This window comes from Sphingomonas sp. GM_Shp_2 (assembly GCF_026540875.1).
Lineage (GTDB): Bacteria > Pseudomonadota > Alphaproteobacteria > Sphingomonadales > Sphingomonadaceae > Sphingomonas > Sphingomonas carotinifaciens.
On sequence record NZ_JALNUQ010000046.1, the window covers coordinates 1 to 25931 of the forward strand.

The 25931-nt window shown below is 68.2% G+C and carries 26 protein-coding genes and 1 tRNA gene; 4 read left to right on the forward strand and 23 right to left on the reverse strand.

The genetic code is table 11. The features are described 5' to 3' along the window. The 7 genes from OXR08_RS14530 to OXR08_RS14560 all read right to left on the reverse strand — a co-directional run. Nucleotides 1-353 (reverse strand): dihydroneopterin aldolase (locus tag OXR08_RS14530; protein WP_267350970.1); only part of this gene is annotated, 353 nt, incomplete at its 3' end. Continuing rightward, nucleotides 350-1093, reverse strand: a complete 744-nt coding sequence (locus OXR08_RS14535) for an SDR family oxidoreductase (protein WP_267350972.1) — start codon at nucleotides 1091-1093, stop codon at nucleotides 350-352. The genes OXR08_RS14530 and OXR08_RS14535, both read right to left, overlap by 4 nt. Next, nucleotides 1090-1716 carry a GTP cyclohydrolase I FolE gene (gene folE, locus OXR08_RS14540; RefSeq protein WP_112382232.1) on the reverse strand — a complete coding sequence of 209 codons (627 nt, stop codon included), beginning with the start codon at nucleotides 1714-1716 and terminating at the stop codon, nucleotides 1090-1092. Before folE ends, OXR08_RS14535 begins: the two co-directional genes overlap by 4 nt. Then, nucleotides 1713-2567, reverse strand: a complete 855-nt coding sequence (fghA, locus tag OXR08_RS14545) for an S-formylglutathione hydrolase (RefSeq protein WP_276589526.1) — start codon at nucleotides 2565-2567, stop codon at nucleotides 1713-1715. Before fghA ends, folE begins: the two co-directional genes overlap by 4 nt. Further along, complete coding sequence (purU, locus tag OXR08_RS14550) at nucleotides 2564-3430, reverse strand: formyltetrahydrofolate deformylase (protein WP_267350974.1); 867 nt, start codon at nucleotides 3428-3430, stop codon at nucleotides 2564-2566. The genes fghA and purU overlap by 4 nt, the downstream gene beginning before the upstream one ends. After that, nucleotides 3427-3810 (reverse strand): VOC family protein, encoded by a 384-nt coding sequence (locus tag OXR08_RS14555; protein ID WP_149682030.1) that lies wholly within the window; start codon nucleotides 3808-3810, stop codon nucleotides 3427-3429. The genes purU and OXR08_RS14555 overlap by 4 nt, the downstream gene beginning before the upstream one ends. After that, nucleotides 3810-4922, reverse strand: a complete 1113-nt coding sequence (locus tag OXR08_RS14560; RefSeq protein WP_112382228.1) for an S-(hydroxymethyl)glutathione dehydrogenase/class III alcohol dehydrogenase — start codon at nucleotides 4920-4922, stop codon at nucleotides 3810-3812. Before OXR08_RS14560 ends, OXR08_RS14555 begins: the two co-directional genes overlap by 1 nt. Before the next feature lie 96 nt (nucleotides 4923-5018). Between OXR08_RS14560 and OXR08_RS14565 the strand changes: the two genes are divergently transcribed. After that, nucleotides 5019-5222 carry a DUF2945 domain-containing protein gene (locus OXR08_RS14565; RefSeq protein ID WP_112382227.1) on the forward strand — a complete coding sequence of 68 codons (204 nt, stop codon included), beginning with the start codon at nucleotides 5019-5021 and terminating at the stop codon, nucleotides 5220-5222. Nucleotides 5223-5273: 51 nt separating this feature from the next. Continuing rightward, entirely contained in the window at nucleotides 5274-5576 is a 303-nt protein-coding gene (locus OXR08_RS14570) for an SWIB/MDM2 domain-containing protein (RefSeq protein ID WP_174236620.1), read from the forward strand. Nucleotides 5577-5627: 51 nt separating this feature from the next. Here the strand turns inward: OXR08_RS14570 and OXR08_RS14575 are convergent, their stop codons facing one another. The 7 genes from OXR08_RS14575 to OXR08_RS14605 all read right to left on the reverse strand — a co-directional run bounded on the left by OXR08_RS14575 (nucleotide 5628) and on the right by OXR08_RS14605 (nucleotide 10033). Further along, nucleotides 5628-6476 carry a MipA/OmpV family protein gene (locus OXR08_RS14575; RefSeq protein WP_267350979.1) on the reverse strand — a complete coding sequence of 283 codons (849 nt, stop codon included), beginning with the start codon at nucleotides 6474-6476 and terminating at the stop codon, nucleotides 5628-5630. 632 nt (nucleotides 6477-7108) lie between these two features. Then, nucleotides 7109-7549, reverse strand: coding sequence for a hypothetical protein (locus tag OXR08_RS14580; RefSeq protein WP_267350981.1), 441 nt, complete (start codon nucleotides 7547-7549; stop codon nucleotides 7109-7111). A gap of 45 nt (nucleotides 7550-7594) precedes the next feature. Then, nucleotides 7595-7671: transfer RNA gene (locus tag OXR08_RS14585), tRNA-Arg, on the reverse strand. 73 nt (nucleotides 7672-7744) lie between these two features. Continuing rightward, nucleotides 7745-8188, reverse strand: coding sequence for a DUF1178 family protein (locus OXR08_RS14590; RefSeq protein WP_267350983.1), 444 nt, complete (start codon nucleotides 8186-8188; stop codon nucleotides 7745-7747). Then, complete coding sequence (locus tag OXR08_RS14595) at nucleotides 8185-9012, reverse strand: carbon-nitrogen hydrolase family protein (RefSeq protein WP_267350985.1); 828 nt, start codon at nucleotides 9010-9012, stop codon at nucleotides 8185-8187. The genes OXR08_RS14590 and OXR08_RS14595 overlap by 4 nt, the downstream gene beginning before the upstream one ends. Next, nucleotides 9009-9266 (reverse strand): glutaredoxin 3, encoded by a 258-nt coding sequence (grxC, locus tag OXR08_RS14600; protein WP_112382222.1) that lies wholly within the window; start codon nucleotides 9264-9266, stop codon nucleotides 9009-9011. The genes OXR08_RS14595 and grxC overlap by 4 nt, the downstream gene beginning before the upstream one ends. 32 nt (nucleotides 9267-9298) lie before the next feature. Continuing rightward, the gene (locus tag OXR08_RS14605; RefSeq protein ID WP_267350987.1) at nucleotides 9299-10033 is read right to left on the reverse strand and encodes a ComF family protein; all 735 of its coding nucleotides are present in this window, start codon (nucleotides 10031-10033) and stop codon (nucleotides 9299-9301) included. A gap of 44 nt (nucleotides 10034-10077) precedes the next feature. Between OXR08_RS14605 and OXR08_RS14610 the strand changes: the two genes are divergently transcribed. After that, nucleotides 10078-10914 (forward strand): class I SAM-dependent methyltransferase, encoded by an 837-nt coding sequence (locus OXR08_RS14610; RefSeq protein ID WP_240313448.1) that lies wholly within the window; start codon nucleotides 10078-10080, stop codon nucleotides 10912-10914. A gap of 4 nt (nucleotides 10915-10918) precedes the next feature. Here the strand turns inward: OXR08_RS14610 and OXR08_RS14615 are convergent, their stop codons facing one another. The 9 genes from OXR08_RS14615 to OXR08_RS14655 form a co-directional block, all read right to left on the reverse strand. After that, nucleotides 10919-11305, reverse strand: coding sequence for a response regulator (locus OXR08_RS14615; RefSeq protein ID WP_112382220.1), 387 nt, complete (start codon nucleotides 11303-11305; stop codon nucleotides 10919-10921). 63 nt (nucleotides 11306-11368) lie between these two features. Next, on the reverse strand, nucleotides 11369-13210 hold the full coding sequence (locus OXR08_RS14620; RefSeq protein WP_267350990.1) for an ATP-binding protein: 1842 nt from the start codon (nucleotides 13208-13210) through the stop codon (nucleotides 11369-11371). Between the two features lie 565 nt (nucleotides 13211-13775). Continuing rightward, complete coding sequence (locus OXR08_RS14625) at nucleotides 13776-15110, reverse strand: EAL domain-containing protein (RefSeq protein ID WP_267350992.1); 1335 nt, start codon at nucleotides 15108-15110, stop codon at nucleotides 13776-13778. 315 nt (nucleotides 15111-15425) lie between these two features. Continuing rightward, complete coding sequence (argE, locus tag OXR08_RS14630) at nucleotides 15426-16595, reverse strand: acetylornithine deacetylase (protein ID WP_267350994.1); 1170 nt, start codon at nucleotides 16593-16595, stop codon at nucleotides 15426-15428. Nucleotides 16596-16704: 109 nt separating this feature from the next. Beyond that, nucleotides 16705-20943, reverse strand: a complete 4239-nt coding sequence (locus OXR08_RS14635; protein ID WP_267350995.1) for a translocation/assembly module TamB domain-containing protein — start codon at nucleotides 20941-20943, stop codon at nucleotides 16705-16707. Continuing rightward, a complete protein-coding gene (locus OXR08_RS14640; RefSeq protein ID WP_267350996.1) occupies nucleotides 20943-23141 on the reverse strand; it encodes a BamA/TamA family outer membrane protein in 2199 nt (732 codons plus the stop codon). The genes OXR08_RS14635 and OXR08_RS14640 overlap by 1 nt, the downstream gene beginning before the upstream one ends. 95 nt (nucleotides 23142-23236) lie before the next feature. Further along, the gene (locus tag OXR08_RS14645; protein WP_267350997.1) at nucleotides 23237-23653 is read right to left on the reverse strand and encodes a hypothetical protein; all 417 of its coding nucleotides are present in this window, start codon (nucleotides 23651-23653) and stop codon (nucleotides 23237-23239) included. Further along, entirely contained in the window at nucleotides 23650-24381 is a 732-nt protein-coding gene (locus OXR08_RS14650; protein WP_267350998.1) for an A24 family peptidase, read from the reverse strand. The genes OXR08_RS14645 and OXR08_RS14650 overlap by 4 nt, the downstream gene beginning before the upstream one ends. Beyond that, nucleotides 24374-24613, reverse strand: coding sequence for a hypothetical protein (locus OXR08_RS14655; RefSeq protein ID WP_249042530.1), 240 nt, complete (start codon nucleotides 24611-24613; stop codon nucleotides 24374-24376). Before OXR08_RS14655 ends, OXR08_RS14650 begins: the two co-directional genes overlap by 8 nt. Before the next feature lie 133 nt (nucleotides 24614-24746). Between OXR08_RS14655 and OXR08_RS14660 the strand changes: the two genes are divergently transcribed. Further along, nucleotides 24747-25931, forward strand: coding sequence for an acetyl-CoA C-acyltransferase (locus OXR08_RS14660; protein ID WP_267350999.1), 1185 nt, complete (start codon nucleotides 24747-24749; stop codon nucleotides 25929-25931).

The window sequence follows — 25931 nt, forward strand, 5'->3', positions numbered from 1 at the left end:
GTGCGGCTCCTGACCACCTCACAGCCCACCTGCGCATCGGGATAGATGTCGGTCTTCATCGATCGTACCCGCACCCGCACGACGCGGGTGTCGCGCAGGCACAGCGCAGCAACCGCGTCGCACAACGTCTCCTGCAAGGCGAAGCCGGGGCCGTCCGCCAGCGCCTTCACGCCGTCACGGACGAAATCATAATCCAGCACATCCTCGATCCGGTCGTGCGGGAGCGGCTGTGGGTACGCCAGGTCCATCCATACCGAGATTCGCACCGGTTGCGGCGTCGCCTCATGCGGATGGATGCCCAGCCGCATGTCGACGGTCAGCCCCTCGACGATGATCGTGTAGGTGCCGGTCATGCCCGCCCCTCGAACATCACATCGCTGTCGCGCGTCAGGAAGCGCTGGCCGCAGTCGACGAACAGGTTCTGCCCCCGCACCGCCCTCGCCGTCAGCAGGAAGGCGACCGCGCCGGCCACCGCCTCCGCGCCGACGGGGCGGCGCAGCAGATTTTTTGACGCCGCTGCGGCAAACTCCTCCGCACTCTGGTCGCCGCTCGGCAGCGTCAGGCCCGGAGACACGGCGTTCACCGCGATCCGCGGCCCGAGAGCCTGTGCCAGCATGACGGTGGCGCCGGCCAGGGCGATCTTGCCGCAGCTATAGGAGAAGAAATCCGGGTTGAGGTTGGCGACCTTCTGGTCGAGTAGATTGACCACGGCGCCGTCCGTGACATCGTCCTGCCGCGCCAGCGCCGACGCCAGCATCGCGGGCGCACCGACGCCGATCGCAGTTAGGCGCGTCATCAATGCGGGATCGATCACCGGCGGCCGGTCGAATGTGAAGGCGGAGGCGCTGTTCACCAGTCCGTCGATCGGCCGTCCCGCCGCGACCCGTGCACGCAGGAACAGAGCGTCGATCGCATCGAGATCGCTCAGGTCACCTTGGACGCATATCGCGTCCAGGTCTCTCGCCAGCGCCTGCGCCGCCTCACCCGAGTCCTTGTAATGCAGCACCAGCCGGTGCCCGTCCGCCGCCAGCCGCCGGGCGATCGCCGCGCCCAGTCGCTTTGCCGCGCCGGTCACCAGCACGGTGCGGATCATGCAGGCCGCCCCATCAGCGCCAGCACCTCCTTGCGGCTGCGATCGTCGTCGCGGAACACGCCCATCATCCGGCTGGTCACCATCGCGACGCCCGGCGTGCGCACCCCGCGCGCGGTCATGCACGCATGCGTCGCCTCGATGACAACCGCGACGCCAAGCGGCTTGAGGTTGTCCCAGATACAGTCCGCCACCTCGGCGGTCAGCCGCTCCTGCACCTGCAGGCGCCGGGCAAAGCCATGCAGCACCCGGGCCAGCTTGGAGATGCCCACGACATGGTTGCGCGGCAGATAGGCGATGTGCGCGACGCCGATGATCGGCGCCATGTGATGCTCGCAATGCGACTGGAACGGAATGTCCTTCAGCAGCACGATCTCGTCGTAACCGCCCACCTCCTCGAACACGCGCGCCAGATGGATGGCGGGATCATCGGCATAGCCGGCGCAATATTCACGCCAGGCCCGCGCCACCCGCTTGGGCGTATCGACCAGCCCCTCGCGCGTCGGATCGTCACCGGCCCATTCGATCAGCGTGCGGATCGCGTCGGTGACGTGCGAGGGAACGGCGATCTTGCCGTCGGCGGCGACGAGGTCGCCATCCTCCGGCTCGCCGGGAACGACGGTCATGCAGGGTCCTTTGCGTGAAGCCGTGCCGCCGCCCAGGCGACATGATCGGCCATGAAGGTCGAGATGAAATAATAGCTGTGGTCGTAGCCGGGCTGCATCCTGAGCGTCAGGTCGATCCCCGCCGCCGCGCAGGCCGCGCGCAGCCGCTCGGGCTGGAGCTGCTCGTCGAGAAACCGGTCCGCGTCGCCCTGATCGACCAAGATCTCGGGCAGTCGCGCGCCATCCTCGATCAGCGCCACCGCATCATGCCCGCGCCAGCTACCCCGGTCGCTGCCCAGATAGCCGCCCAGCGCCTTTTGCCCCCAAGGCACCTGCGACGGCGCGACGATCGGTGCGAACGCGCTGACCGCGCGGAAGCGATCGGGGTTGCGCAAGGCCAGCGTCAGCGCGCCGTGGCCGCCCATCGAATGACCGGTGATCGCCTGTCGTGCCAGATCGGCCACCGGGAACTCCGCCGCGATCAGCGCGGGCAGTTCGTCCTCGATATAGGACCGCATGCGGAAATGCGGCGCCCAAGGCTCCTGCGTCGCATCGACATAGAAGCCGGCGCCCTGCCCCATGTCATAGGCCTCGTCGTCCGCGACGCCTTGCCCGTGCGGGCTCGTGTCCGGCGCCACGAAGATCACCTTGTGCTCGGCGCAGGGCGCGCGATACTCGCCCTTGTCGGTGACGTTGGCGTGGGTGCAGGTCAGCCCCGACAGATACCACAGCACCGGCAGCCGCTCGCCCGGATCGTGCGGCGGCACATAGACCGAAAAGGTCATCGGCCTGCCCGTCGCATGGCTGTCATGCCGGTACACGCCCTGCGTCCCGCCGAACGCCGTGTTGGTCGAAACCGTTTCCATCGTCATCGGAATATCACCGTCCGGTTGCCGTTGAGAAAGACCCGCCGCTCGCCCACCCAGGCGACCGCGCGCGCCAGCACCTGCGCCTCGATGTCGCGGCCGATGCGGATCAGATCGTCGATGCTGGCGCGGTGATCCACCCGCTCCACCGCCTGTTCGATGATCGGCCCCTCGTCCAGGTCGGCGGTGACGAAATGCGCGGTCGCGCCGATCAGCTTCACCCCGCGCGCATGCGCCCGGTGATAGGGCTGTGCCCCCTTGAAGCCGGGCAGGAAGCTGTGATGGATGTTGATGCACCGCCCCTCCAGCGCCGCCACCAGCCGCGGGCCCAGCACCTGCATGTAGCGCGCCAGCACCAGGTAATCCGCGCCCGATGCCGCCATCAGGTCGATGATCGCACCCTCCTGCGCATCGCGATTGTCGGCGCCGACGGGCAGGTGATGCCAGGGCAGCCCATGCCATTCCACCAGCGGGCGCAGCGCATCATGGTTGGACAGCACCCCGACGATCTCCACCGGCAGCGTGTTCGTCCGCCAGCGGTGCAGCAGGTCGTTCAGGCAGTGCGAGCCCTTCGATACCGCGACCAGCACGCGCGGCCGATCCCCCGGGCTCGCCACCTCCCAGTCGAAGCCGAAGCGTTCGGCGACCGGGGCCAGCGCCGCCGCCACCGGCTCCCGCGCCGCCGGAAAGCGCTCGCCGCCGCGCCCGAAGACGACGCGCATGAAGAAGCGCCCCGTCTCCAGATCGGCATATTGCTGGCTGTCCAGGATGAAGCCGTCGATCCCCGCCAGCGCGCCCGCCACCGCCGCGACGATGCCGGTCCGGTCCTGGCATTGCAGCGTCAGGACGAAGGGCGCCTCCCCGCTCATCCGATGCGGTGCAGCGCGCAGAGCTTGTTGCCCCATGGATCGCGCAGATAGGCGAGGTACAGCAGGCGCCCGCCCGTCGCATGGCGCACGCCCGGCGGATCCTCGATCGCGGTGCCGCCATGCGCCACGCCGGCGGCCTGCCACGCATCGGCCTGCTCGGGCGACGCGGCGAGGAAGCCCAGCGTACTGCCATTGCCGAAGCTGGCGGGCTCGCCGTTGATCGGCCGGGTGATGCCGAAGCGTCCGCCGGCATGGGCATAGAACACCCTGCCCCATTCATCGACCACGCCCTCGGGCACGCCGAGCACGCCCAGCACCGCGTCGTAGAAGCGTTTGGCCTCGGCGATATCGTCTGCGCCAAGGATCACATGGCTGAACATCAGTAGACCACCACCGAGCGGATCGACTCGCCCGCATGCATCAGGTCGAAGCCCTTGTTGATCTCCTCCAGGCTCAGCACATGGGTGATCATCGGGTCGATCGCGATCTTGCCGTTCATGTACCAGTCGACGATCTTGGGCACGTCGGTGCGCCCCTTGGCCCCGCCGAACGCGGTGCCGCGCCAGTTGCGCCCGGTGACCAGCTGGAAGGGACGCGTGGAGATTTCCTTGCCCGCCTCGGCCACGCCGATCACGATCGACGTGCCCCAGCCGCGGTGGCAGCATTCCAGTGCGGTGCGCATCACCTCGGTATTGCCGGTGCAGTCGAACGTATAGTCCGCCCCGCCATCGGTCAGCGCGGCGACGGCGGCGACCATCTCCTCACGGCTCAGCCCCCGCGCATCGATGAAGTCGGTCATGCCGAACTGGCGGCCCCAGCTTTCGCGTTCCGGGTTCAGGTCGACGCCGATGATGCGGTTCGCCCCCACCATCCGCGCGCCCTGGATGACGTTCAGGCCGATGCCGCCCAGCCCGAAGACCACGACATTGTCACCCACCTGCACCTTGGCGGTGTTGGTGACCGCACCCACGCCCGTTGTCACGCCGCATCCGATGTAGCAGCTCGTCTGGAACGGCGCGTCCTCCCGGATCTTGGCCACCGCGATCTCGGGCAGCACGGTGAAGTTCGAAAAGGTCGAACAGCCCATGTAATGAAAGATCGGCTGGCCCTTGTAGCTGAAGCGGGTGGTGCCGTCGGGCATCAGGCCCTTGCCTTGCGTGGCGCGGATCGCAGTGCACAGGTTGGTCTTGCCCGAGAGGCACGACTTACACTGGCGACATTCGGGCGTGTAGAGCGGGATGACATGGTCGCCCGGCGCCACGCTCGTCACGCCCGCGCCCACCTCGCGCACGATGCCGGCGCCTTCATGGCCCAGCACGCTCGGGAACAACCCCTCGCTGTCCAGCCCGTCCAGCGTATAGGCATCGGTGTGGCAGATGCCCGTCGCCATGATCTCGACCAGAACCTCGCCCGCGCGCGGGCCCTCCAGGTCCAGTTCCACGATCTCCAGCGGCTTCTTGGCCTCGAATGCAACGGCGGCACGGGTCTTCATCGGCGATCTCCTCGGGCGTGCCCTAACGCCGCTTGGGGGGGGCATGCAACCAACCGGGGCTTCCCGCCATTGACGCGTGGCTACAGGAGACGATCGATGACCGATTTCAAGAAGGGCGACGAAGTGACCTGGAAAAGCCATGGCGGCACCGCACATGGCACCGTCGAGAAGAAGGTCACCAACGATACCAAGATCAAGGGCCATCAGGTCCGCGCGTCCAAGGACGAGCCGCAATACATTGTAGAGAGTGACAATGGCGGAAAGGCGGCGCACAAGGCGGGGGCGCTCCATAAGGCGTGATTCACACGCCCCCCGCACAAGGGGGACCGCTAGAGAATAGGAAGGACAGAGATGGCCACTGCCAAGCAGGAAGCCGGCGCCAAGAAGGCCGCGACGAAGCAGACCAACGAGGGCACGGGCATCCACGCCCCGGTCCAGCCGTCCGAGGAACTGGGCGCCATTGTCGGCAACGACAAGCTGCCGCGCAGCCAGGTGATCAGCAAGGTCTGGGACTATATCAAGTCCAACAACCTGCAGAATCCTGAGAACAAGCGCGAGATCCTCGCCGATGACAACCTCAAGAAGGTGTTCGGCAAGGACAAGGCGACGATGTTCGAGATGAACAAGTTCATCTCCGCCCATCTGAAGAAGTAAGACCGGCCGGGGGGCCCCGCCGCGCAGGCCGCAGGCGTCGCCCCCCGCCCCCTATAGACCGAACCGGAAGCCGTATCCCACGCCCAGCGTGAACTGCGCCCGGCGCCCCCGTTCGCGGACCAGCGGCGAGTCGCCCGCGGCCTCGCCCAGCCGTTCCAGGCTGCCGAACACGGTGATCGCGCTGCGCCGGTCCAGCGGATGCACCATCGACCCGCCGACGCCGTAGGACAGCACGCCGCCATCCGCATCGTATCGCGCCAGCCCGGTGCGCAGCGACTGGCCCGCATCCACCCCGAAATAGGTCTGCATGAAATCCGCGCTGACGAGCGTCGCGCGCGGGCCGAACCGCACGATGCTGCGCCCCAGCCGCGCGCGGTAGCTGCCGCCGATATCGGCCACCACCCCCTGATGCCCGCCAAAACCCTGCCGCACCTCGCCGCGCAGGCTCCACTGCCGCGCCGGGCCGAACGCCTTCTCGACAAAGCCGCCCGCCTCGCCCGCCGCCTTCACATTGCCCATGCCGACCAGCGCGTCGCTCCCGCCCGCGATCAGGAAGGGCGACCCGCCGTCGCGCTCGTCACGCCCGAACCGGATCTTGACCAGCGGCCCTGCACGCCACCCGCCGCCGTTCACCGCATTCCACCCGATCCCGTCGGGTACGGAGGCGAACAGCACGTCCCGGTAATTGATCCGCAGGTCGGGAAACACCGACAGCGACACGTCCCGTGATCCCAGCCACGCCGGGCTCAACACCGGTGCCGCGCCGATCGTGATGCTCCACCCCTCGGGCTGCACGGGCGGTATCCGCGCCGGTGCCGCCTCGGGTCGCGGCTCCTGCGCCGCCACCGGCACGGCCAGCAACGCCGCCACCATCAACGCCATTCCACGCATCACCATCATCCCCGATCAGCAGAGTTCGGCGGATACTGCCCCGTCGGCAACGAGATGGCGATAGCGGCGCACCCAAACGCACCAGCCGCCCGGCATACCACGTGCCAGTTAGAGTGGAATTCGATCGCCTTCGCTCACCCTCACCCTTCCGCGGCTGCGCCGCTCCCCGAGCATCGGGTCGGTCATGCCCCCGGCATGACCTGAACAGTGCGGGGCACTGTTCACCCGATGCTCCCAGCGGGAGAGGAAAAAGACGCCGCAGGCGGCGAAGGGTGAAGGCGACGACGTCCGATCGAATTCGACCCTAGAGCATCATGCGCAAAACCTGATGCAACATCCGTTCGGCCTGAGCGAAGTCGAAGGCCAAGCGCCAGGGGCTGTGCTTCGACTTCGCTCAGCACGAACGGAACGGGATGGATCGGATTTAACGCAGCTTGCTCTAGTGCCGCGCCCAACGACACAGCCCCATCACACCCCTCCGCCGCGCCCCCCATCCGTTCGTCTCGAGTAGCCGTCGAGTAGCAGCGCAGCTGCGTATCGAGACGGCGTATCGAGAGACAGGTTGGCGCACGCAGCGATGCCCCGGCACGCCCCTGTCAGCTCTACTTGGCACGAACGGATCAGGTGCCCCGAAACACCAGTTACCGCAGGTCGAGCTCCAACGGCTTGCGCGCAGCGCGCTTCGCCGGCGCCGGGCTCGCCTTCGCCACCGGCGGCCGAACCGCACGCGCCGCCGGCCGCGGCGCAGGCGTCGCTACCGCCACCGGCACCGGCTCGGGCTTGTCGACCACCCCCGCCTCAACCCGCGCCAGCCGATCCGCGACCAGCGTCGCATCCAGCATCTGCCGCGTATCCCGCAGCGCCGCCACCTCGCGTTCCAGCGCGTCGATCCGCGCTGCCATCATCTTCCACCGCACGGCATCCTGCGTTTCTGCGACCATCGCCTGTGCGGCCTTTTCCTGACGCGCCCGCTCGGCCCGATCGGCGGCATCGAGGCGCGCGGTATCGTAATCCCCCGCCGGTGCCCGCTCGCAACCGCCAAGCATCATCGCCGCCACCAGCATCACGACAGGCAACGGCACCAATGGTCGCATCGCGGCAGCATCCGGCTGGATGGGAAAGGAAGGTGGTGACCCCGACTGGATTCGAACCAGTGGCCCCCAGATTAGGAATCTGATGCTCTATCCGACTGAGCTACGGAGTCACGCCGCGTCCTGATACAACCGCCATCGCGACGGGTCCAGTGGCCCCGGCGGCTCCCACACGCCGACGCCGGATCAGTTCAACTGCTTGGGCGGCGCCACCGGCAGGGGCAACGGCGCGATCGGCACACCCTCGTCGACCAGCGCCCTGGCTTCCGCCAGGCTGGCCTGTCCATGGATCACCGTCTCGGCGGCCTCGCCGGCATGGATCGCCCGTGCCTTTTCGGCAAAGGCGCTACCCACCCAGGTCGAGGATTCCAGTGCCTTGGCCTGTGCATCCGCCAGCATCTTCAGCGCCGCCTTCACCGTATCCGGCGATGGCGGGTTCCGGGACGGCTCCTGGCGCTGGTTGCCCTTGGCGCCGATCTGCGGCGCCATCACCGCCTTTTCGATCGTCGCATCGTCGCACAACGGGCAGCGCACCTGCCCCGCCTCGCGCTGCGCGGCATAATCCGCCGACGATCCGAACCAAGCCTCGAAGACATGGCCCCCGCCGCAGCGCAGGTCGAACACGATCATGCCGGCACGACCTGCACCGGCGGGATCGCACGCCGATGCGACAGGGCCGGTACGCGTGCGCGCACCTCGGCCGTGCGCGCCGCGTCGATCTCGGCAAAGCCCAGTCCCGCCGCCTCGCCCAGATCGAGCAACACCTCGCCCCAGGGATCGACCAGCAGCGAATGGCCATAGGTCGCGCGGCCATCCTCGTGCAGCCCGGCCTGCGCCGCCGCCACGACATGCACCCCCGCCTCGATCGCCCGCGCCCGGAGCAGGACATGCCAGTGCGCCGCCCCGGTCGGCCGGGTAAAGGCGGCGGGCACGCTCATCACCGTCGCCCCCGCTTCCGCCAGTCCCGCGAACAGCGCCGGAAACCGCAGGTCGTAACAGATGGCAAGGCCCAGCCGCCCGACCGGCGTGTCGACCGCGACCGCCGCCTCGCCCCCGGCATAGCTCGCCGATTCGCGCCAGCTTTCCCCGGTCGGCAGGTCGACGTCGAACAGATGCATCTTGTCGTACCGCGCGCGCACCGCACCGCTGCCGTCGATCACGAAGCCGCGATTGGCATAGCGGCCATCCTCGCGCCGCACCGCCAGCGATCCCAGATGCACCCAGACGCCGTGCTTCGCCGCCGCCTCGCGCGTCGCGGCCAGCACCCGGTCCTCGTCCTCTGCCACGATCGCCACCGCGGCCCGCCCCCGGTCACGGTCAAGCACCCCCGACATTTCGGGCGTGAATACCATCGCGGCGCCCTCGACCCGGCTCGCCGCCACCGCCTCGGCCACGGTGCGCGCGTTGACGGCGGGATCGATCCCGCTCGTCATCTGGAGGACACCGATCCTCATGCCGCCAGCAGCGGGTCCAGTCCTCCCTGCCGGTCCAGTGCCGCCAGATCGTCGGAGCCGCCGATATGCCGCCCGTCGATGAACACCTGCGGCACGGTGGTGCGCCCGTTCGCGCGCTGGATCATCTCCGCGCGCCGGGGGCCGCCCATCGTGATGTCGAACTCCTCGGGGCTGACGCCCTTGGAGGCGAGCAGCGACTTGGCGCGCGTGCAATAGGGACAGAACGCCTTGGTGTAGATTTCGACCTTTGCCATGCCCGAACAGGTGTGGATGCCGGCCGGGCTTGTCAATCATCCTCTGCCAGCACACGTGCCCAGCACAACAGCGTCACCGACGCCGCGCCCGCCGCCAGCAGCGCGCGGGCGCACGCATCCGCGGTCGCTCCGGTCGTATAAACATCGTCGACCAGCACCACCCGCCGCCCGGCCACCGCCGCGCGCTCCACCACGCGGAAGGCGCCGCGCGTCACCCGCGCGCGTGCCTTGCCGCCCAGTCCGCGCAGCAGGGGCGTGCGCCGCCACCGCACCAGGGCACCCGGTTCGTGCGCCACCCCGGTCGACCGCGACAGCGCCTGCCCCAACAGCGCCGCCTGGTTGAACCCGCGCGACCATAGCCGCCAGCGATGCAGCGGCACCGGAACCAGCACCTCCGCCCCCGCCGGCATCCGCGCCACCATCAACCGCGCCATCGTCTCGGCCAGCCCGATCCGCCCGCCATGCTTCAGCTTGACCGGCAGCATCCGCGACACCGGTCCATAGGCCACCACCGCGCGCACCCCCGCCAGCCGCGGCGGCCGCGCGATGCATGAGGCGCACCGCGCCCCCGCGCCCCGATCATGCGAAAACGGCCGGTCGCATCCCGCACAGGCCGGCGCGCCCAGAAACCGCAGGCCGGACCAACAGGCGGTGCACAGCCGGTGATCCGCCTCCACCACCACCCCGCATGCCGGGCAGCGCGGCGGCAGCGCCCAGCTTACCACCGGCGCACCCGTTCGCCGCCACGTCTTGCCCCACCACCCCATGCCGATGCTTGTCGTTGAGCCCGGATCGGCGCACAAGCCGGCGCGTGAACGCTCCTGCCATCTTCGACCGCGCAGCGCGCCGCCGCCGCCGCGACCGCGCCGCACCCCATTTCGCCGAATACGACTTCCTGCGCGCCGCCATGCTCGACGGCATCGCCGAGCGCCTGGGTTCGGTAAAGCGGTCGTTCGAGGCGGTTCTCGATCTCGGCTGTTTCGATGCCGGCTTTGCGGCCCCGCCCGGCGCCCGCGTCGTTCGCGTCGATCCCGGCTTCGCCTTTGCCCGCGCCGCCGGCGGCGTGCAGGCGGACGAGGATCGCCTGCCCTTTGCCGACGCCTCCTTCGATCTGGTGGTCAGCGCCGGCGTCCTCGACCAGCTGGACGACCTGCCCGGCGCACTCACCCTCATCCGCCGCGTGCTACGCCCCGACGGCCTGTTCCTCGGCGCCTTCACCGGCGCGGGCAGCCTGCCCCGCCTGCGCGCCGCCCTGCGCGCCGGTGAGGCGGAGCGTCCCGTCGCCCGCCTCCACCCCCAGGTCGATGTGCGATCCGCCGGCGACCTGCTGATGCGCGCCGGCTTTGCGTTGCCCGTCGCCGATCTCGAGACGCTCGATGTCGGCTACCGCGACATCGGCCGCCTGCTGGACGATCTGCGGGGCATGGCGGCGTCCAACGTTCTAGCCGACCGGCGCGCGATCACCCGCACCGCGCTCGCCGCCACTGCCGCCGCCTTTGCCGCGGATGCCGGCGACAATGGCCGCACCGTGGAGCGGTTCGGGATCGTCTTCCTGACCGGCTGGGCGCCCGATCCCTCGCAACCGCTGCCCGCCCGCCGCGGCAGCGCCACCACCTCACTCGCCCAGGCGCTCAAGCCACCCGGCTGAAGCGTCAGAGGATCATCCCGCCGGCGTCGCGCGCCAGGATACGGCCCATCGCGTCGAACAACTGATCCATCGCCACCGGCTTGAAGATCACCTCGTCCGCGCCTGCATCAATGCAGCGCGCGCGCAGGTCGATCGCGGTGTCGGCGGTGACGACGATGATCGGCACCTGCCCGCGCGCGTCGCCGCGTGCGCGGATGTGGCGGATCGCGGTGATCCCGTCCATGCCGGGCATGCGCAGGTCGATCAGCACCACCTGGAAATCCTGCGCATCGATCAATGCCAGTCCGCGCTCGGCATCCTCCGCCTCGGTCATGCTCGCGCCCGCTACATCCAGCATGTCGCGAACCACGCGCCGGTTCATGCGGTCATCCTCGATGAAGAGCACGTTCATGGCGCTCGTCAGGCTCCTGCCGGCAGCGGGTCGTGGCGGCTGTTCATGGTCCGGCTGTAGTCGCTAAGCCGCTCGCGAGACAAGCACTTGCTCACCGTGACGCGACGGACCGAACAACGCGGCGACCACCGCGGCGCCGGCCACCGGCTTTGCTATCACCTGCGTTATGCCAGCGGCTTTCCAGGCAGCGATCTGCTGGGGATCGGGGGCCGGCCACAACAGGGCCACGGGCGGTCCGCCCCGCGCGGCGGCCGCGATCGCCTCCACCGCGCCTTCGTCGCGCACGCTGGCCTCGTCTACCAGCACGGCGGCGACATGGCCCTGCGCCATCCGCGTCGCCGCGTCCTCCGCCGATGCGGCAAAGGCAACCGCGCCGTGCGCCGCAAACAGGCTGCGCCACATCGCCCGCTGGATGGGGTTGCGATCGACCACCAGCAGCACGCGCTCATCCGGAATTTCCACCGCATCCGGCGCCGCGGCGCGCACCAGCGGCAGGGTCAGGGTGAAATCGGTGCCTTCGCCGAGCCGACTCGCCACCGCGACATCGCCCCCCATCGCCCGCGCCAGATTGCGGCAGATGGCCAGTCCCAGGCCGGTGCCGCCGAACCGCCGCGTCGTGCTTGCATCCGCCTGCCGGAACGATTCAAAGATATCCTCCAGCTTGTCGGGCGGGATGCCGATGCCGGTATCGCGCACCCGGATGTGCAGCATCTCCCCTTCGCACCAGCCGGACAGGCCGACCGACCCCGCCTGGGTGAACTTCATCGCATTGGACAACAGGTTGAACACGATCTGGCGGACGCGCGCGGCATCGCCCTGCACCCAGCGCGGACATTCGCCCAGCGCCAGCGCGAAGGACAACCCCTTGGCCGCCGCCTGTTCTTCCCACAAGCGGCTGGCATCACGGATCGTCGCTTCCAGATCGTACGGCGCCTGCTCGATCGTCAGCCGCCCCGTCTCCATCTTCGCCACGTCCAGGATATCGTCCACCAGCGCGCGCATCGTGATCCCCGCCCCATGCACCACCCCCAGCCGGTCGCGCAGGTCGGCCGACAGGCCACGGTCGGTCAGCATCACCTCCGTCATGCCCAATATGCCGTTCAGGGGCGTGCGGATTTCATGGCTGGTGGTCGCCAGGAACTCGGTCTTGGCGGCCAGCGCCTTGCCCAGCGCCGCGTTCGTCTCCGCCAGGTCGTCATTGGCCGCCCGGATCGCATTGCGGCTGCGTTGCAGGGTGAACAGCCAGATGCCGAGCAGCGCGATGATGATCGCGGTCGCCGCCACCGTGCCGATCAAGATCCATCGCTGCGTCCGCGCCTGTGCCCGCTCAAACAGGACCTTGCGCTGAAGGTCGTTGGCCTTCAGCGTGGCGATGCGGAGTTCCTGGTTCGCGAAGTCGAACCGCGCGCCCATCAGCGCCGTGCTCGTCGTCGTCGCCAGCTTCGTCGCCTCGTCGTCCAGCCGCTTCAGCGCCACCAGATGCGCCAGCGCCCGCTCCGACTCCCCCAGCGCGCGATAGGTCTCGAACGCCGTCTGATGCGCCTCGCGCTGCACGATCGTGGTCCTGCTCAGGTCGACGCCCGCGAAACTCTCCCCGATCAGCTGCCCGGCCCGCGCCACGTCCCCCTGCTGCAACGCCGCCTGCGCCGACACGCTGAGCAACGACCGCCGATCGGTGTCGTCCGGATTGGGGAGCACCCGCGCGGCGAGCGAAATGGATCGAGTCGCCGCAGGTATGTTCGCGCTTCTCAATTGATAACGCGCAAGATTACGATAGACTTGGGCCTGAAGACCGGAGCTTTTCAGCATCCTGGCCAGGGCCAGCGCGCCACGAAGCTGAACCTCGGCATCTTTGTAGCGGCCCAGTTCGCCAAATGTCACCGCACGATTATTAAGAATGACCATCGAGAGAGAGTCGTCTACTCGATAGTCTTGTCGCGCCTGATCGAGATATCTCAAGGCACCAGCGTAATCTTTTGCGTCACTATACAGCGCTGCAATAATCACCAGCGCCATCGCTTGGCCGCGCTCATCCCCTAGAAAGCGGTATATTTTGTGAGACTGCTGGTAAAATACCAGCGCCTCGGCAACGCGCAATTGAGCAGCCGCGATTCCTCCTTGCGTTAGCATAATGTCAGCTTGCAGCTTTGACCGCTGCGCATGAGCCAATGCAAGTTCAGCTGCTTCATCAATCGCCGGCTTTGCCAAATCCAATTGGCCAAGCCGCATATAAGCCTCACCCTTCAACCATCCAGCCGTGGCGTACGCCAATTTTCTGGATGATGTTCGAGGAAAGGTGCGGATCATCATCTCCGCCGATTCGACCTTTGCAACCGCTGCTGCCGGGTTTCGCAGCATTTCGGCTTTGGCTTCAGCAATCTTCGCGTCAAAAGAAGGATTGCCGGTAGATTGCGCGGATGAGGAAACCGGAAACAAACTTAGCAGCGTTGCTAGGAATGCCACCCAGACTTTAGCCACGCTGCGCCCCGGAAAAGCGGGCAAATGGCACACGCGCTTCGGATGTGGCCGCAAGATGCCGCCCCTCGTCGAAGAATTGCAGCAAGGCATCCAATCCGATCGGGCGACTGATCAGGAACCCCTGTACCATGTCGCACCCCATCACGGTCAGCAGCGCAAGTGCCGCCTGCGTCTCCACGCCTTCCGCGACCACCTCCATCTCCAGCGCGTGCGCCAGATCGATGGTCGACCGCACGATCAGGGGATCGCGGTTGGAACTGGTCAGTTGCGTGACGAACAGCTTGTCGATCTTCAACTCGCACGCCGGCAACTGCTTTAGATAGGCCAGCGATGACAGCCCCGCGCCGTAATCGTCGATGGCGACATCGATACCGATCTCGGCAAAGATCTTCAGATTGGCAATCGCGCTTTCCGGATCGCGGATCACCGAGGTTTCGGTGATCTCGAACCCGATCTTCGCGCCGCCATGCTGCACCAGGGTGCAGGCTTCGGCCACGAAGCGCGTGTCGCTCAGCAACACGCCTGCGATATTGATGAAGACGGGCACGTCATAGCCGCGTGCCGCCATCGTCTTCTGATCGGTGATGACCTGGCGCAGCGTCCACAGCGTCAGCGCGACGATATCGCGCGAATCTTCGGCGATGGGAATGAAGTCGCCCGGCAGCACCAGACCGCGCGTCGGATGCCGCCACCGGATCAATGCCTCGACGCTGGCGATCTGCTGGCGCCGGACATGAACCTTGGGCTGATACTGCAGAAACAATTCGTCCGAGCGGCCGATGGCGACGTGCAGGTCGCGCGCCAGGGCGATCCGATCGATTCGTGCCGTTTCCACCGGCAGGTCGCGCTCCACCGGGCGACGCTCGATCCGGGCATCGGCCAGCGCCTGCTCGGCCTCCTCGATCATCCGCACATCGTCATGGTGCGGCATGGAGGCCGCGGTGGCCCCCAGTGCCACATCCAGTGCATATCGCTCGCCATCGATGTCCACGGGCGAATCGAACAGCGCGGTCAGCACGTCCAGCATGGCGGCCAGCACGTCGCGGTCCGCGCCGAACGCGACGATCTCCACTTGCGCCGGCCCCAGCACACGCACCTGGGCGCCATCGATCGCCAGCAACGCCCGTTCGGCGACATCGGCCATCAGGACATCACACCGCTGGCGTCCGACATGGCGGCGCAAAATGGCGAAGTTGACGATCTCGACCAGGATCAGGAACTGGAATCGCTTGCCCGCTCCGACAGGGGGAAAGCCGATTTCCCCCTCGTCTTCGGGCGGGATCGACGCCGGATCGAGCCGGGACAGGGAGGACGGGCTGCGCTTCACGCCTCCACCGCTACGCGTCGCGCCTTGAAGATTGGGTTAAGGATCCCACCCGAATTCCGCATTAAACGCCCGCAACAAAGATGGTTAATGGGTTCTTAACTGCGTTGTCGGGTGGTTAATTTTCTCTTAATAGATAGGGGCACCTCTTCTGGGGGTGCCAATGAGGAGAAAGCAAAATGCTGAAGTTCATTCTGGCGCTGATCCACGGCGAGAACATGCGCCCCTGGTAAGCGGTACCCGGTCCGGTGAACATGCGCTCGCGGTGCGGGGGCATGGTGCACCGGGCCACCTGCATGCCGCCCGGCGCTATCGGTGTCAGGCGCGCAGCGCGTCGATCAGGCGCAGCATGAACGCCGCGCCCCGCTGCATCTGAGCGATCTCGATATATTCGTCCGGCTGATGCGCCTGCTCGATCGAGCCCGGGCCGCAGATGATCGTTGAAAATCCCGCCTGCTGGAACTGCCCCGCCTCCGCGGCATAGGGTACCGCCCGCACCGGTCCGTTATCGCCTGCTAACCGGCGTGCCAGCGTCTCGGCGGCGCCGTTCTGCTCTGGCGCGAAGCTCGGGGTCAGGGATCGGCGCACCACCTCCACGCCGGCCCCCGGAAAGCGCGCGCGCAGCGACGCGTCTGCCTCCGCGCAGGCCCGCAGGAAGGGCGCCAGGATCGCTTCCGGATCCTGCCCCGGTATCGTGCGCAGATCGAAGGCGAAGCGACATTCGCGCGCCAGGATGTTGACCGCCGTTCCCCCCTGCACTTGTCCGATGGTCAGGGTGGCATGATGGGGACAAAATGGCCCGTCGGGATCGCCCTGGGTTGCCAGTTGCTCCGCCAGATCCGCCAGCCGCTGCATCAGGCGAACCGCCACCATGTTCGCCGAGATCCCCAGGTGAGTCAGGCTCGAATGCGCCTCATGGCCGGTGACGGTCACCACCCACGTCGCTATCCCCTTGTGCCCGGCGACCACCTCCATGTTCGTCGGCTCCCCCACCACCACCGCCGCCGGTCGGGGCAGCGTCCGCGCAATCTCCCCGATCATCGCCGGTGCCCCCAGACACCCCACCTCCTCATCATAGGAAAAGGCCAAATGCACCGGGCGTTGCAAATCGCGCCGCATGGCGAGCGGTGCGGTGGCGAGCGCCAGCGCCAGATATCCCTTCATGTCGCACGTACCCCGCCCGAACAGGCGGTCGCCCCGCTGCGTCAGCACCCAGGGGTCACTCGTCCATGGCTGGCCATCGACCGGCACCACATCGCTATGCCCCGACAGCACGACCCCGCCCTCCACGACGGGCCCCAGCGTGGCATAGTAATTCGCCTTTGAGCCATCGGCGTTGCCGACCCGCCGCCCCGTCACGCCGAGCGGTGCCAGCCGATCCTCGACATAGTCGATCAGCGCGAGGTTCGACTCGCGCGAGGTGGTGTCGATCGCGATCAGATCGGACAGGATGGCGGTGGCTTCGGCGGCAAGCGTGTCTGGGGTCATCCCCCACCTTAGTCAGCCATGGCGCCCTGGCTCAACCCGCTGCAATTCAACATGGAACGGCCGCCGGACCCGCATGGTCCCGGCGGCCGCCCATCGTCACCCCTTCGCGTCAGTAATCGCGCGAGTAGCGAAGAGCCCCGCTCGATCCACCGAACGAGCCGGTGGCGGTCAACAGGCTCAGCGTCCGGGTCAACGCGATCTCCAACTGCGTCGCGGTGAAGCCACGGGCATCGGTGACGATCTCGATATAGATATCGTCGGTCAGATATTTGCCCGCCGCCAGGCTGGTGCCGCGACCGGTCGCCTCATCGCCGCCCAGCACCCGCAGCCGGTCGAAGCCGGTGGCCGAGCGCAGCTTGCCCAGCGGGTTCAGCCCCCCGCCCGAACCACGCAGCGAGTTGAGCGCGGAGGCCAGCTGGATCGCCTCGGTCGCCGACAGGTTCTCGGGGTTGGTCCCGAACAACAGACGGCTCAGCACCTCGTCCTGCGGCAATGCGGGTGTCGAGGTGAAGGCGATCTGCGGCCGCTGGCCGGTGCCCGTCACGTTAATGACCGCGGTGATGCCATCGGTCGTGGTCGTCGCCTGGATGTTGATGTCCGGATCGGTCAGCGCGCCGCCGCGGAAGCGGACGATGCCGCGGTTCACGTCGAACCGCTTGCCGGCGAACGAGTAGGTACCGCGCACCAGGTCCAGCCCGCCAGAGATCGTCGGTGCCGCACTGGTGCCGCCCACGCGCAGGTCCATTTCCCATTCGGACTCGAGGCCCATGCCGGAGACGAACAGCTGGTTGTCGGCGCGGACGCGGATGTCGAGCTTGAACAGGCCGACGGGGGCGGCGGCGGGACGGTCGGTGGGGCGTCCGGGGCGCAGTTCGGAGCGGCGGCGGATGCCGGTCAGTTCGGGCACCTCGGCCTGCCCCTGGCGGATGATCTCATACCGTGCGTTGGGCACGGTCAGGTCGCCCTGGATCAGCCCGCCGTCGCGCCCATGGGTCAGCCGGATCGTGCCGCTGGTGGTGGCCGCCAGCGCATCGCTGTTCGCCAGCCGGGCATTGTTCAGCTGCGCACGGATATCGACCGGATAGCCACTGTCCGCCGCCAATCCGACCGTTCCTTGCGCCTGCACGGTGCCGTCGCCGGCGCGCGCCTGCATCCGGGTTATCTCCAGCCGGTCGTTGGAGAAGCGTGCCTGCAACTGCATCTGCGACAGGCGCGTGCCATAGGTTTCGTTGTCGTAGGTAAGGTTGTCGGCGCGGATCAGGCCGTTCAGCTGCGGTGCCGACACCCGGCCGGAGAAGTCCGCCGCGATGGCGATCGGTCCCGTCAGTTGCTGCTCCGGCAGCGCCGCGAACGAGAATAACACGGCAGACGGACCATTATAGCGGATACCGCCGGACAGCGGCGCGGACATCAGCCGCTCCGTCCATGATCCGGCACCCGGCGGCAGCGGGCGGAGATTGGCGAGCATGCGGCCCACCACGGTCTGCCCGCGACGCACCAGCGCCCGCCCCTCGCCGCCATCGGCCAGCAGGCGACCGGCGAACACCACGTCCACCGGCTCCGACACCGCCGCAAGGCCGGTACGCTGGAAGCCGCTGATCGTCAGTCGTGCATCGGCGGTCGGGAAGGTCGCCCCGCTCGCCTGCGCATAGTCCAGGCTGCCGGTCGCCTGCCCGGAGATGCCCAGATTGGGCATGAAGGCGCTGAGCACCGCCAGGTTCATCCGGTCCAGCCGCACCTGCGCCTGGGTTGCCGCGCCATAGGAGCCGGCAAGACGCGCCGATCCCTGATCGAACGTGATCTGCGTCGGCGCCAGGCGATAGGTACCGTTCGCATTGGTGATGCGGGCCGGATTGGCGGTGCGGAAATTGATCCCGTTCGCCAACCCCTGCAACGCCACCAGATACTGGTTCGGCGAAAGCTGCGCATTGGCCGCCACCCGGAACGGCACGCCGCTCGATCCAGTCAGCAGCGCCTGCGCCGTGCCGCGTCCGCCGGTATAGTTCACCTTGGCCCGCGCCGCCTCGATCACGGTCGGGCCGTAGCGCGTATCGCCGAGTTGCACATCGGCCACGACCTGCGGAGCGGAGGGCAACATGACGATGCTGGCATTGGCCAGCGCGCGGCCGATGGTGAAATCGACCATGCCGGGCACGCGCGCATTATAGGCACGCGCATTCACGTCGGCGCGCTGGTTGCCGCCCTGATCGGCGAGACGCACCTGACCGGATATGCCCTGACCGGCGAATTGCAGCCCGCCCGCAAAGGGCCCGCGCGGGCTCTGCACGATGCGGCCATTGGCGGTGATCCCCGCGAACAGCACGCGGCGCACGTCGACCGCCAGTTGATTGCCGGGCCGCACCAGCACGTCCGCGGTGAACGGGCCGTAATTGGTGCCGCCGGTGGCATTCACTGCATAAGCACCGCCCTGCCCCACGACCCGCGCATTGAGGTCGACCAGTCCGACGCCGACGCCCGGCCGCGGCGCGCGCAGCACCACCACCGGATTGGTCTGCGATCCCGTCACCCGCGCGAACAGCGGGCCATATTGGGTGGAATAGGCATCGGCATTCACCGCCACCGCGCCGGAGGCCGGATCGTAGCGCCCCTGCCCCTGCGTGATGCGGAATTGCGGCGCGTTCATCCGGAGATTGCGGAAGGTGACGATGCCTTCCGGGCTGTACCCGACATCGGCGCGGATCGCCGCATTGCCGCCCAGGAAGCTGCGTGCCCCTTCGTTGAAGATCTGCGAGGTACGCGCCACCACCCGGCCGGTCACGCCGAAGCCCGTCGGCGTCGCGACCAGATTGGCATCGGTCGACAGGTTGATGATGCCGATGCTCTCCACGCGGTAGTTGTTTACCCGCCCCTTCAGCGCACCGGTGTAGCGACCCGTCTCCATGTTCGCGACGATCACCGCGGTCGCATCGATATTGTCGGAGCGGATGCGCAGATTGTCCGACAGGATGTTGGGCATCGCGATCGCGAAGTCGCCCTGGATGGCGACGTTGTTGGCCAGCCCGCCCACCGCGGCGTTCAGCCCGGCGACGCGCTTCGCACGCGCCTTGACCGGCACCAGGATGCGGTCGCTGTTCACCCGCGCCAGACCTTCGGCGTACAGGTTCTCGACACTGGTCTCGCCAAAGCCGATCGCGCCGGCGCGGACTTTGTAATCCACGGTCGGCGTCGCGAACGCACCGTCAAGGACCACACGGGCCAGCACGTCCCGCCCGGTCAGGTTCGGCGCAATCGCGCCCGGCGTCAGCAGCCTGGCATCGACCGCGAAGTTGCCGAAGCGGCTGTTCGCCAGATCGATCAGACCGCCCGCATCCACCACCAGGGCATCGGAGCGCAGCTTGGCGCGGGTATCGGCCCGCCGCTCGTTCAACGTCGTATCGATCGCCACCTGTAATGCAGGCGCGGTCAGCCGTTCGACTGGCCCTTCCAGATACAGGCCGGGCCGCGTCTGTCCGCGAACCTCGATATGTCCTTCGCGTGCCGCAACCCGCAAATTGGCGAGTTCACCCCCGCCCAGCGTCGCCAGCGCGCGCCCGTTCCACGCCTTCCAGCCGCCCGCGCCGTCCACCGACACGTTCAGCGGCGCCTTCAGCGAGGCCATCGACGCCACCACGCCGCCCACCGGCGCGGACAGCTTCACATCGACGCTCAGCTTGTCCTGATCCGGTACCGCATCCAGCACTAGGCGCAGCGAATCGCCGCCCGCGACGCCCTGCCCGCGCAGCGCGTTGGCGGAGGCCTGAATTTGCGCGCGGCGGTCCGCGATATGGACCGCGCTGTCGATGCCCAGCACATGGCGCTGGCCGGTCACCGCCGGCTCGATCACGAAGCGCGCGATCCGCAAACGGTTCACATCGATGTCGAGATCGGGCAGCAGCGGCGCATTGGGATCGCTCGGCGTCGGCTTCAGCTCGGGCTGGCGCGCCAGCGTGACGAGCCCCGCCGACAGGCTGCGCACATCGACATGGTTGTTCGCAAAGGCAAACGGGCGCCAGTCCACCTCCAGCCGCGGGCTGGACAGGAACACGCCCTTGGGATCGCTGACCCTCAGGTCGGACAGCGTCATGCGGCCATAAAGCGACCCGTCTATCCGCCCGACCTTGATGTTCAGCCCGGATGCGGTCGTGTACCCGCCCAACTGGTCCGCCACGAAGCGCCGGCCGGGATCGGTGTTGATCCCGAACACGATGATCGCCAGCAGGGCGACGATCGACAGGATGGCGATGCCGATCCATTTCAGCACGCGCTGCCACAAGGGGCGCTTGGGCGGCACCGGCGCCTGATGCGCGTTGTCCGGCTGCGGCTCGGCCATGGTCCGTTCGTCCGTCATCAGAAGGCCTGCCCGATCGAGATATAGAGCGCGATTCTGCCGTCTCCCGGTCGCTTGTTCAGCGGGGTCGCCACGTCGACGCGCATCGGCCCGAAATTGGTATAGAAGCGCCCGCCGATACCCGCACCGAAGCGCAGGTCGGAGAAGGAGGGCAGCGTGCTTTCATAGCTGTTGCCGGCATCGATAAAGGGCACGATGCCGAAATTGCCGAAGCGGTAGCGCGCCTCCAGCGCGAATTCGTTCAAGGAGCGCCCGCCGACCGGATTGCCGTCCGGATCGAGCGGCCCGAGCCGCTGGAAGCCGTAACCGCGCACCGATCCGCCGCCGCCGCCATAATAACGCCGCGACGGCGCCAGATCGTCGCGGTCGATGCCGAAGATCGATCCGGCGCGCGCGCGCCCGGCGATCACGATGCTGCTGGTCGCGGGGTAGTAGAAGGTGCCTTCCACCATGCTGCGGCCATAGGGGCGCACCGCGCCGCGCACCGACGTTTCCGGGCTGAGGTTCAGCTTCAGGCGGAAGCCCTTGGCCGGGTTCAACAGGCTGTCGGACCGATCCCACACCACCTGTCCGGGCAGGGCCGCGATGCCATAGGTGCCACGCCGCCGCTCGCCGCGGGCGAAATCATACACGCTCTCGTTGGTCCCGGTCAGTTCGACGCCGTAGCTGTAGGTGAACGGCTTCTGCCAGATCGGGGTCGAATCATAGCTCCACCGTGCCGACAGCGTGCCGATAAAGGCGTCGAACGCGTCGTAATTCAGCCGGCTGGCGGAGGCGACGGCGGTAAAGGTCCGGTCGCGGCGTCCGGCGTTGGAACGGCGGAACGTGCCGCTCGCACCCTGCTCCTGCGTACCGGCGACGACGCTGGCGATCAGCGCGCCCTCCTGTGGGAAGAGGTTGCGATGCGTCCACGTCCCCTCGACCCGGATGCCCTGCCCGACCTGATACCCGGCCGAGCCGCCCAGCGACCGGGCAGGCCCCTTGCTCTGGTTCACCATCAGGTCGATCTGCTCGGTCCCGTCCGGGTTCATCCGGCCGGTTCGCTGCGGCTGGACGGACACCGTCTGGAACAGGCTGGTCGCGATCAGGGCCTCGCGCAGGTCGTCGGTCAGGCGCGAATCGTACAGATCACCCTGCTTGAAGCGCGGGAAGACGTTCAGATGCTCCAGATCGAACACCGGGTCGCCGCTGGTCGTCAACTGGCCGAACGACGATCGCGGCCCGGTTTCCACCGGCAGGGTATAGGCACCGGTCGGTTCGGGGCTCTCGTCTTCCAGCAGGATGTCGCGCTCGCCGACCTTGGCGAAGGGATAGCCCCGCTGCGGCAGGACCAGGCTGACATTGGCTTCCGCGCCCTGGACGCGGGCCGCCTCGATCGGGTCGCCCACCTTCAGCGGCAGGTTGCTGCGGATCAGGTCCGGCGGCGTGGTGGGCTCCGCGTTGATGGTCACCGACGACAGGCGATACAGCCGCCCCGGCGTCGCGGTGACCACCGCGCGCAGGCGGCCGGCCTTGCCATCCTCGCCGGGCACCTGCTCCACCGTCGAGATCGCGGTCGCGTCATAATAGCCCAGGCTGCGCATCAGGCGGATCGCCAGCTGCTCGTCCTCGCGGGCACGCGCCGATACCTGCGTGGCATTCGCCGCCTTGCCACCGCCCTCGCGCAGCGCCGACAGCGACTTGAACTCGTCCTCCAGGTTCAGCGGCTCCAGCCCGCGGACCGCGGTTTCGTAGCGGATCTCGGGCTGGTCGGTGTCCTTCACATCGGCGGCGGTCTGCAGCGGGGTGGTGTCAAAGGTCGCGAGCGGCTCCAGCGGCTGCGCCAGCACCGGATCTTCGGGGGTGGGCGCGCCCAGCGTGTCGCCCACCTGCGGCGCCGTGGCGCCGTTTGCCGGCGGCAGGGGCTGCGTGGTCGGGCGGGTCGCCGTGCCGGAGGCGGCGGGCTGCGCCGGAGTATTCTGGATCATCGGCTCCAGCGGCGCATTGGTGTCGCCGCTCAGCGGCGGCAGCGCGGCATCGAATTCGGATTCCGGAACGATCGGCGCGTTTCCCTGTGGGTCCGCTTCCTGATCATCGGCGCGCGGGGCATCGGGGCCTTGCGCGGGCGCACTACCGGGCTGAGCGATCTGCGCTGAGGCAGGAGACACGGCCGCCAGAGCGAACGCCAACCAATATTGCCGGCCATGAAGTACTGCCACGCGAACGAAGTCCCCTTTCCGCTGCGGGGGACCCGTGTTCGGTTTGAACCCCACCTCGACCCGTAACGTTTCGGGTCTGTGTTGGTTTCACTCGGTCACGATCCGGCCCTATCGGCGGCACAGCCGACCAGCCCGGCCAGCGGCGCGACCAGTCCGTCCTGCCCCTCGCGCTCCAGCCGCAGCGTCGCGGCGGACACCAGCGCACCGCCGGTCAGGTCGGCGCGCGGCTGCACCGTCAGGTCCAGCGTCGCGGTCGTGCCACCGGTCCGGTACACCGTGGTCGCGGCCAGCCCCAGGCCCGCCATGCCCGTCGCATTGGCGGCGGCCAGATCGACCGGCTTGCCGTCCAGCACGATGCGCAGCCGCCCCGGCTCGGCCATGCCGACGAAGCGGCGGTCGGACGGGCTCCACAGATAGGCGGCACAGCCGGTGCTGGGCAGCGCCTGTGCCGGCAGCGTGCCCAGCGTGGGCTCGGCGAACGGAGCGAAAGCGGCGGCAAGGATCGCGATCATGGCCCCCCTTCTACCATCAGCAGCCAGGCTGGGTAAGCCGCCGCGGCAAGCAGCACGCCCAGCGGCACCGCATCGCTTGCCCGCACCGTGTGTCCGCGCAGCATCCGGATCAGCACGACGGCCAGCCCCAACAGGCTCGCCGCCAGCAGGACCGGCGGCAACATCCGCCACCCCAGCCACAATCCGATCGCCCCCAGCAGCTTGGGGTCGCCGCCGCCCAGCCCCTCGCGCCCACGCAAATGCCGATAGGCAAAGGCGATCGCCCACAATGCGCCGAACCCCGCCACCCCGCCGATGATCCGGTCGGCAAGCGCCGGCAGGCCGGCGACCAGCCCGAGCACCGCCAGCGGCCCGGTCAGCCGGTCGGGCAACCAGAAGGCGCGCAGGTCCAGCGCGCCCAGCGCCAGCAACAGCCATCCGAACGCCGCCCCCGCCATGCCCGGCCACCCGGCCACCCAGCCGGCGGAAAGGCCGATCGCCAGCCCCAGCCCCTCGATCCGCCAATGAACCGGATCGATCGCCGCGCCGCAGCGGCGACACCGGCCACGCTGGATACAGGCGCTGACGATCGGCACCAGCTCGCGCGCACGCAGCGTCACGCCGCATCCGTCGCAGGCGGAGCGCCCGGTGGCGATCGATCGTCCCTCGGGCCACCGGATCACCAGCGCCGCGATGAAACTGCCCAGGATCGCGCCCAACAGGCCGAGCGCGATGGCTGCCTCAGTCACCGACCATCCGCCATAGATACCGATACACCCCCAGCAGGTTGATTCCGAACAGCACCACATTCTGCGTGCCCAGTGCCCAATCCTGCGACAGGATCGCCCCGCTGATCCAGCAGATCGACGACGCGGTAAAGATCACGAATCCCCATCCCGTCACCCGCCGCCCGAAATCCAGCGACACCATGAAGGCGGCCAAGATGCCCGACAAGGCCGCCGCCCATTTCAGCGTGGTCATCAACGTTTCCATGATCGCGCCGGCATCCCTCTGCTAAAGCGAGGTTCCTCAACGCGGCATCGACCGCCTCTATCCCCCGGCCGCTTGGCGCCCTATGTCGCTCCCGAAAAAACAGAGTCCTCTGGAGAGAAGCATGTCCACCGATCCCGTCGTGATCCTGTCCTATGCCCGCACGCCCATGGGCTCGTTCCAGGGTTCCCTGGCAGGCGCCACCGCGACGGAGCTCGGAGCCGCCGCCGTCGCCGGCGCGGTCGGGCGCGCGGGTGTTGCGGCCGACGCGGTGGAGCGGATCCTGATGGGCTGCGTGCTTCCTGCCGGCCTGGGGCAGGCGCCCGCGCGCCAGGCGGCGATCGGCGCCGGCCTTGGCACCCATGTCGAGGCGACGACCCTCAACAAGATGTGCGGATCGGGCATGCAGGCCGCGATCATGGCGGCGGAGGGGTTGGCTGCCGGATCGGCCGACCTGATCGTCGCGGGCGGCATGGAGAGCATGACGAACGCGCCCTATCTGTCAAAAAAGCATCGCGCAGGCGCGCGCATCGGTCACGACACGATGTACGACCATATGTACCTCGACGGGCTGGAGGATGCCTATGAGCCCGGCCGCCTGATGGGCAGCTTTGCCGAGGATACCGCGGCGGAATATCAGTTCACGCGCGAGGCGCAGGACCGCTTCGCGATCGCCTCGCTGGAACGGGCCCAGGCCGCGCAGAAGAGCGGCGCCTTCGACCGCGAGATCGTGCCCGTCACCGTGCGCGGCCGCAAGGGCGACACGCAGGTCACCCTCGACGAGCAGCCCGCGCGCGGCGATATCGCGCGCATCCCGACGCTGAAGCCCGCCTTTTCGCGCGACGGCACGATCACCGCGGCCAACGCGTCCTCGATCTCGGACGGTGCCGCGGCACTGGTCATGACCCGGATGAGCGTCGCCGAGCGCCTCGGTCTGACGCCGATCGCCCGCGTCGTCTCGCACGCCGCGCACGCCCATGCGCCCGCGCGCTTCACCACCGCGCCCGTCTTCGCGATGCGCAAGGCGCTGGACAAGGCCGGCTGGCAGGCAGGCGATGTCGACCTGTACGAGGTGAACGAGGCGTTCGCCTGCGTCGCGATGATCGCGATGCGCGACCTGGACCTGGGTCATGAGCGGCTGAACGTGCATGGCGGCGCCTGCGCGCTGGGCCATCCGATCGGGGCCAGCGGCGCCCGCGTGCTGGCGACCCTGTTGTCCGCGCTGGAGACGCGCGGCGCACGCCGCGGCGTCGCCTCCCTGTGCATCGGCGGCGGCGAGGCGACGGCGATGGCGGTGGAGCGCCTCTAG

Coding starts and splice junctions, on each gene's coding strand:
- grxC (WP_112382222.1), bottom strand. CDS start 9,266: ATGGCAAAGGTCGAAATCTACACCAAGGCGTTCTGTCCCTATTGCACG.
- OXR08_RS14560 (WP_112382228.1), bottom strand. CDS start 4,922: ATGAAGACCCGTGCCGCCGTTGCATTCGAGGCCAAGAAGCCGCTGGAG.
- OXR08_RS14660 (WP_267350999.1), top strand. CDS start 24,747: ATGTCCACCGATCCCGTCGTGATCCTGTCCTATGCCCGCACGCCCATG.
- OXR08_RS14565 (WP_112382227.1), top strand. CDS start 5,019: ATGACCGATTTCAAGAAGGGCGACGAAGTGACCTGGAAAAGCCATGGC.
- fghA (WP_276589526.1), bottom strand. CDS start 2,567: ATGACGATGGAAACGGTTTCGACCAACACGGCGTTCGGCGGGACGCAG.
- OXR08_RS14605 (WP_267350987.1), bottom strand. CDS start 10,033: ATGGGGTGGTGGGGCAAGACGTGGCGGCGAACGGGTGCGCCGGTGGTA.
- OXR08_RS14535 (WP_267350972.1), bottom strand. CDS start 1,093: ATGATCCGCACCGTGCTGGTGACCGGCGCGGCAAAGCGACTGGGCGCG.
- OXR08_RS14555 (WP_149682030.1), bottom strand. CDS start 3,810: ATGTTCAGCCATGTGATCCTTGGCGCAGACGATATCGCCGAGGCCAAA.
- OXR08_RS14655 (WP_249042530.1), bottom strand. CDS start 24,613: ATGACCACGCTGAAATGGGCGGCGGCCTTGTCGGGCATCTTGGCCGCC.
- OXR08_RS14615 (WP_112382220.1), bottom strand. CDS start 11,305: ATGAACGTGCTCTTCATCGAGGATGACCGCATGAACCGGCGCGTGGTT.
- argE (WP_267350994.1), bottom strand. CDS start 16,595: ATGACCCCAGACACGCTTGCCGCCGAAGCCACCGCCATCCTGTCCGAT.
- OXR08_RS14590 (WP_267350983.1), bottom strand. CDS start 8,188: ATGATCGTGTTCGACCTGCGCTGCGGCGGGGGCCATGTCTTCGAGGCT.
- purU (WP_267350974.1), bottom strand. CDS start 3,430: ATGAGCGGGGAGGCGCCCTTCGTCCTGACGCTGCAATGCCAGGACCGG.
- OXR08_RS14575 (WP_267350979.1), bottom strand. CDS start 6,476: ATGATGGTGATGCGTGGAATGGCGTTGATGGTGGCGGCGTTGCTGGCC.
- OXR08_RS14645 (WP_267350997.1), bottom strand. CDS start 23,653: ATGATCGCGATCCTTGCCGCCGCTTTCGCTCCGTTCGCCGAGCCCACG.
- OXR08_RS14595 (WP_267350985.1), bottom strand. CDS start 9,012: ATGAGGATCGGTGTCCTCCAGATGACGAGCGGGATCGATCCCGCCGTC.
- folE (WP_112382232.1), bottom strand. CDS start 1,716: ATGACCGTCGTTCCCGGCGAGCCGGAGGATGGCGACCTCGTCGCCGCC.
- OXR08_RS14570 (WP_174236620.1), top strand. CDS start 5,274: ATGGCCACTGCCAAGCAGGAAGCCGGCGCCAAGAAGGCCGCGACGAAG.
- OXR08_RS14620 (WP_267350990.1), bottom strand. CDS start 13,210: ATGGTCATTCTTAATAATCGTGCGGTGACATTTGGCGAACTGGGCCGC.
- OXR08_RS14635 (WP_267350995.1), bottom strand. CDS start 20,943: ATGACGGACGAACGGACCATGGCCGAGCCGCAGCCGGACAACGCGCAT.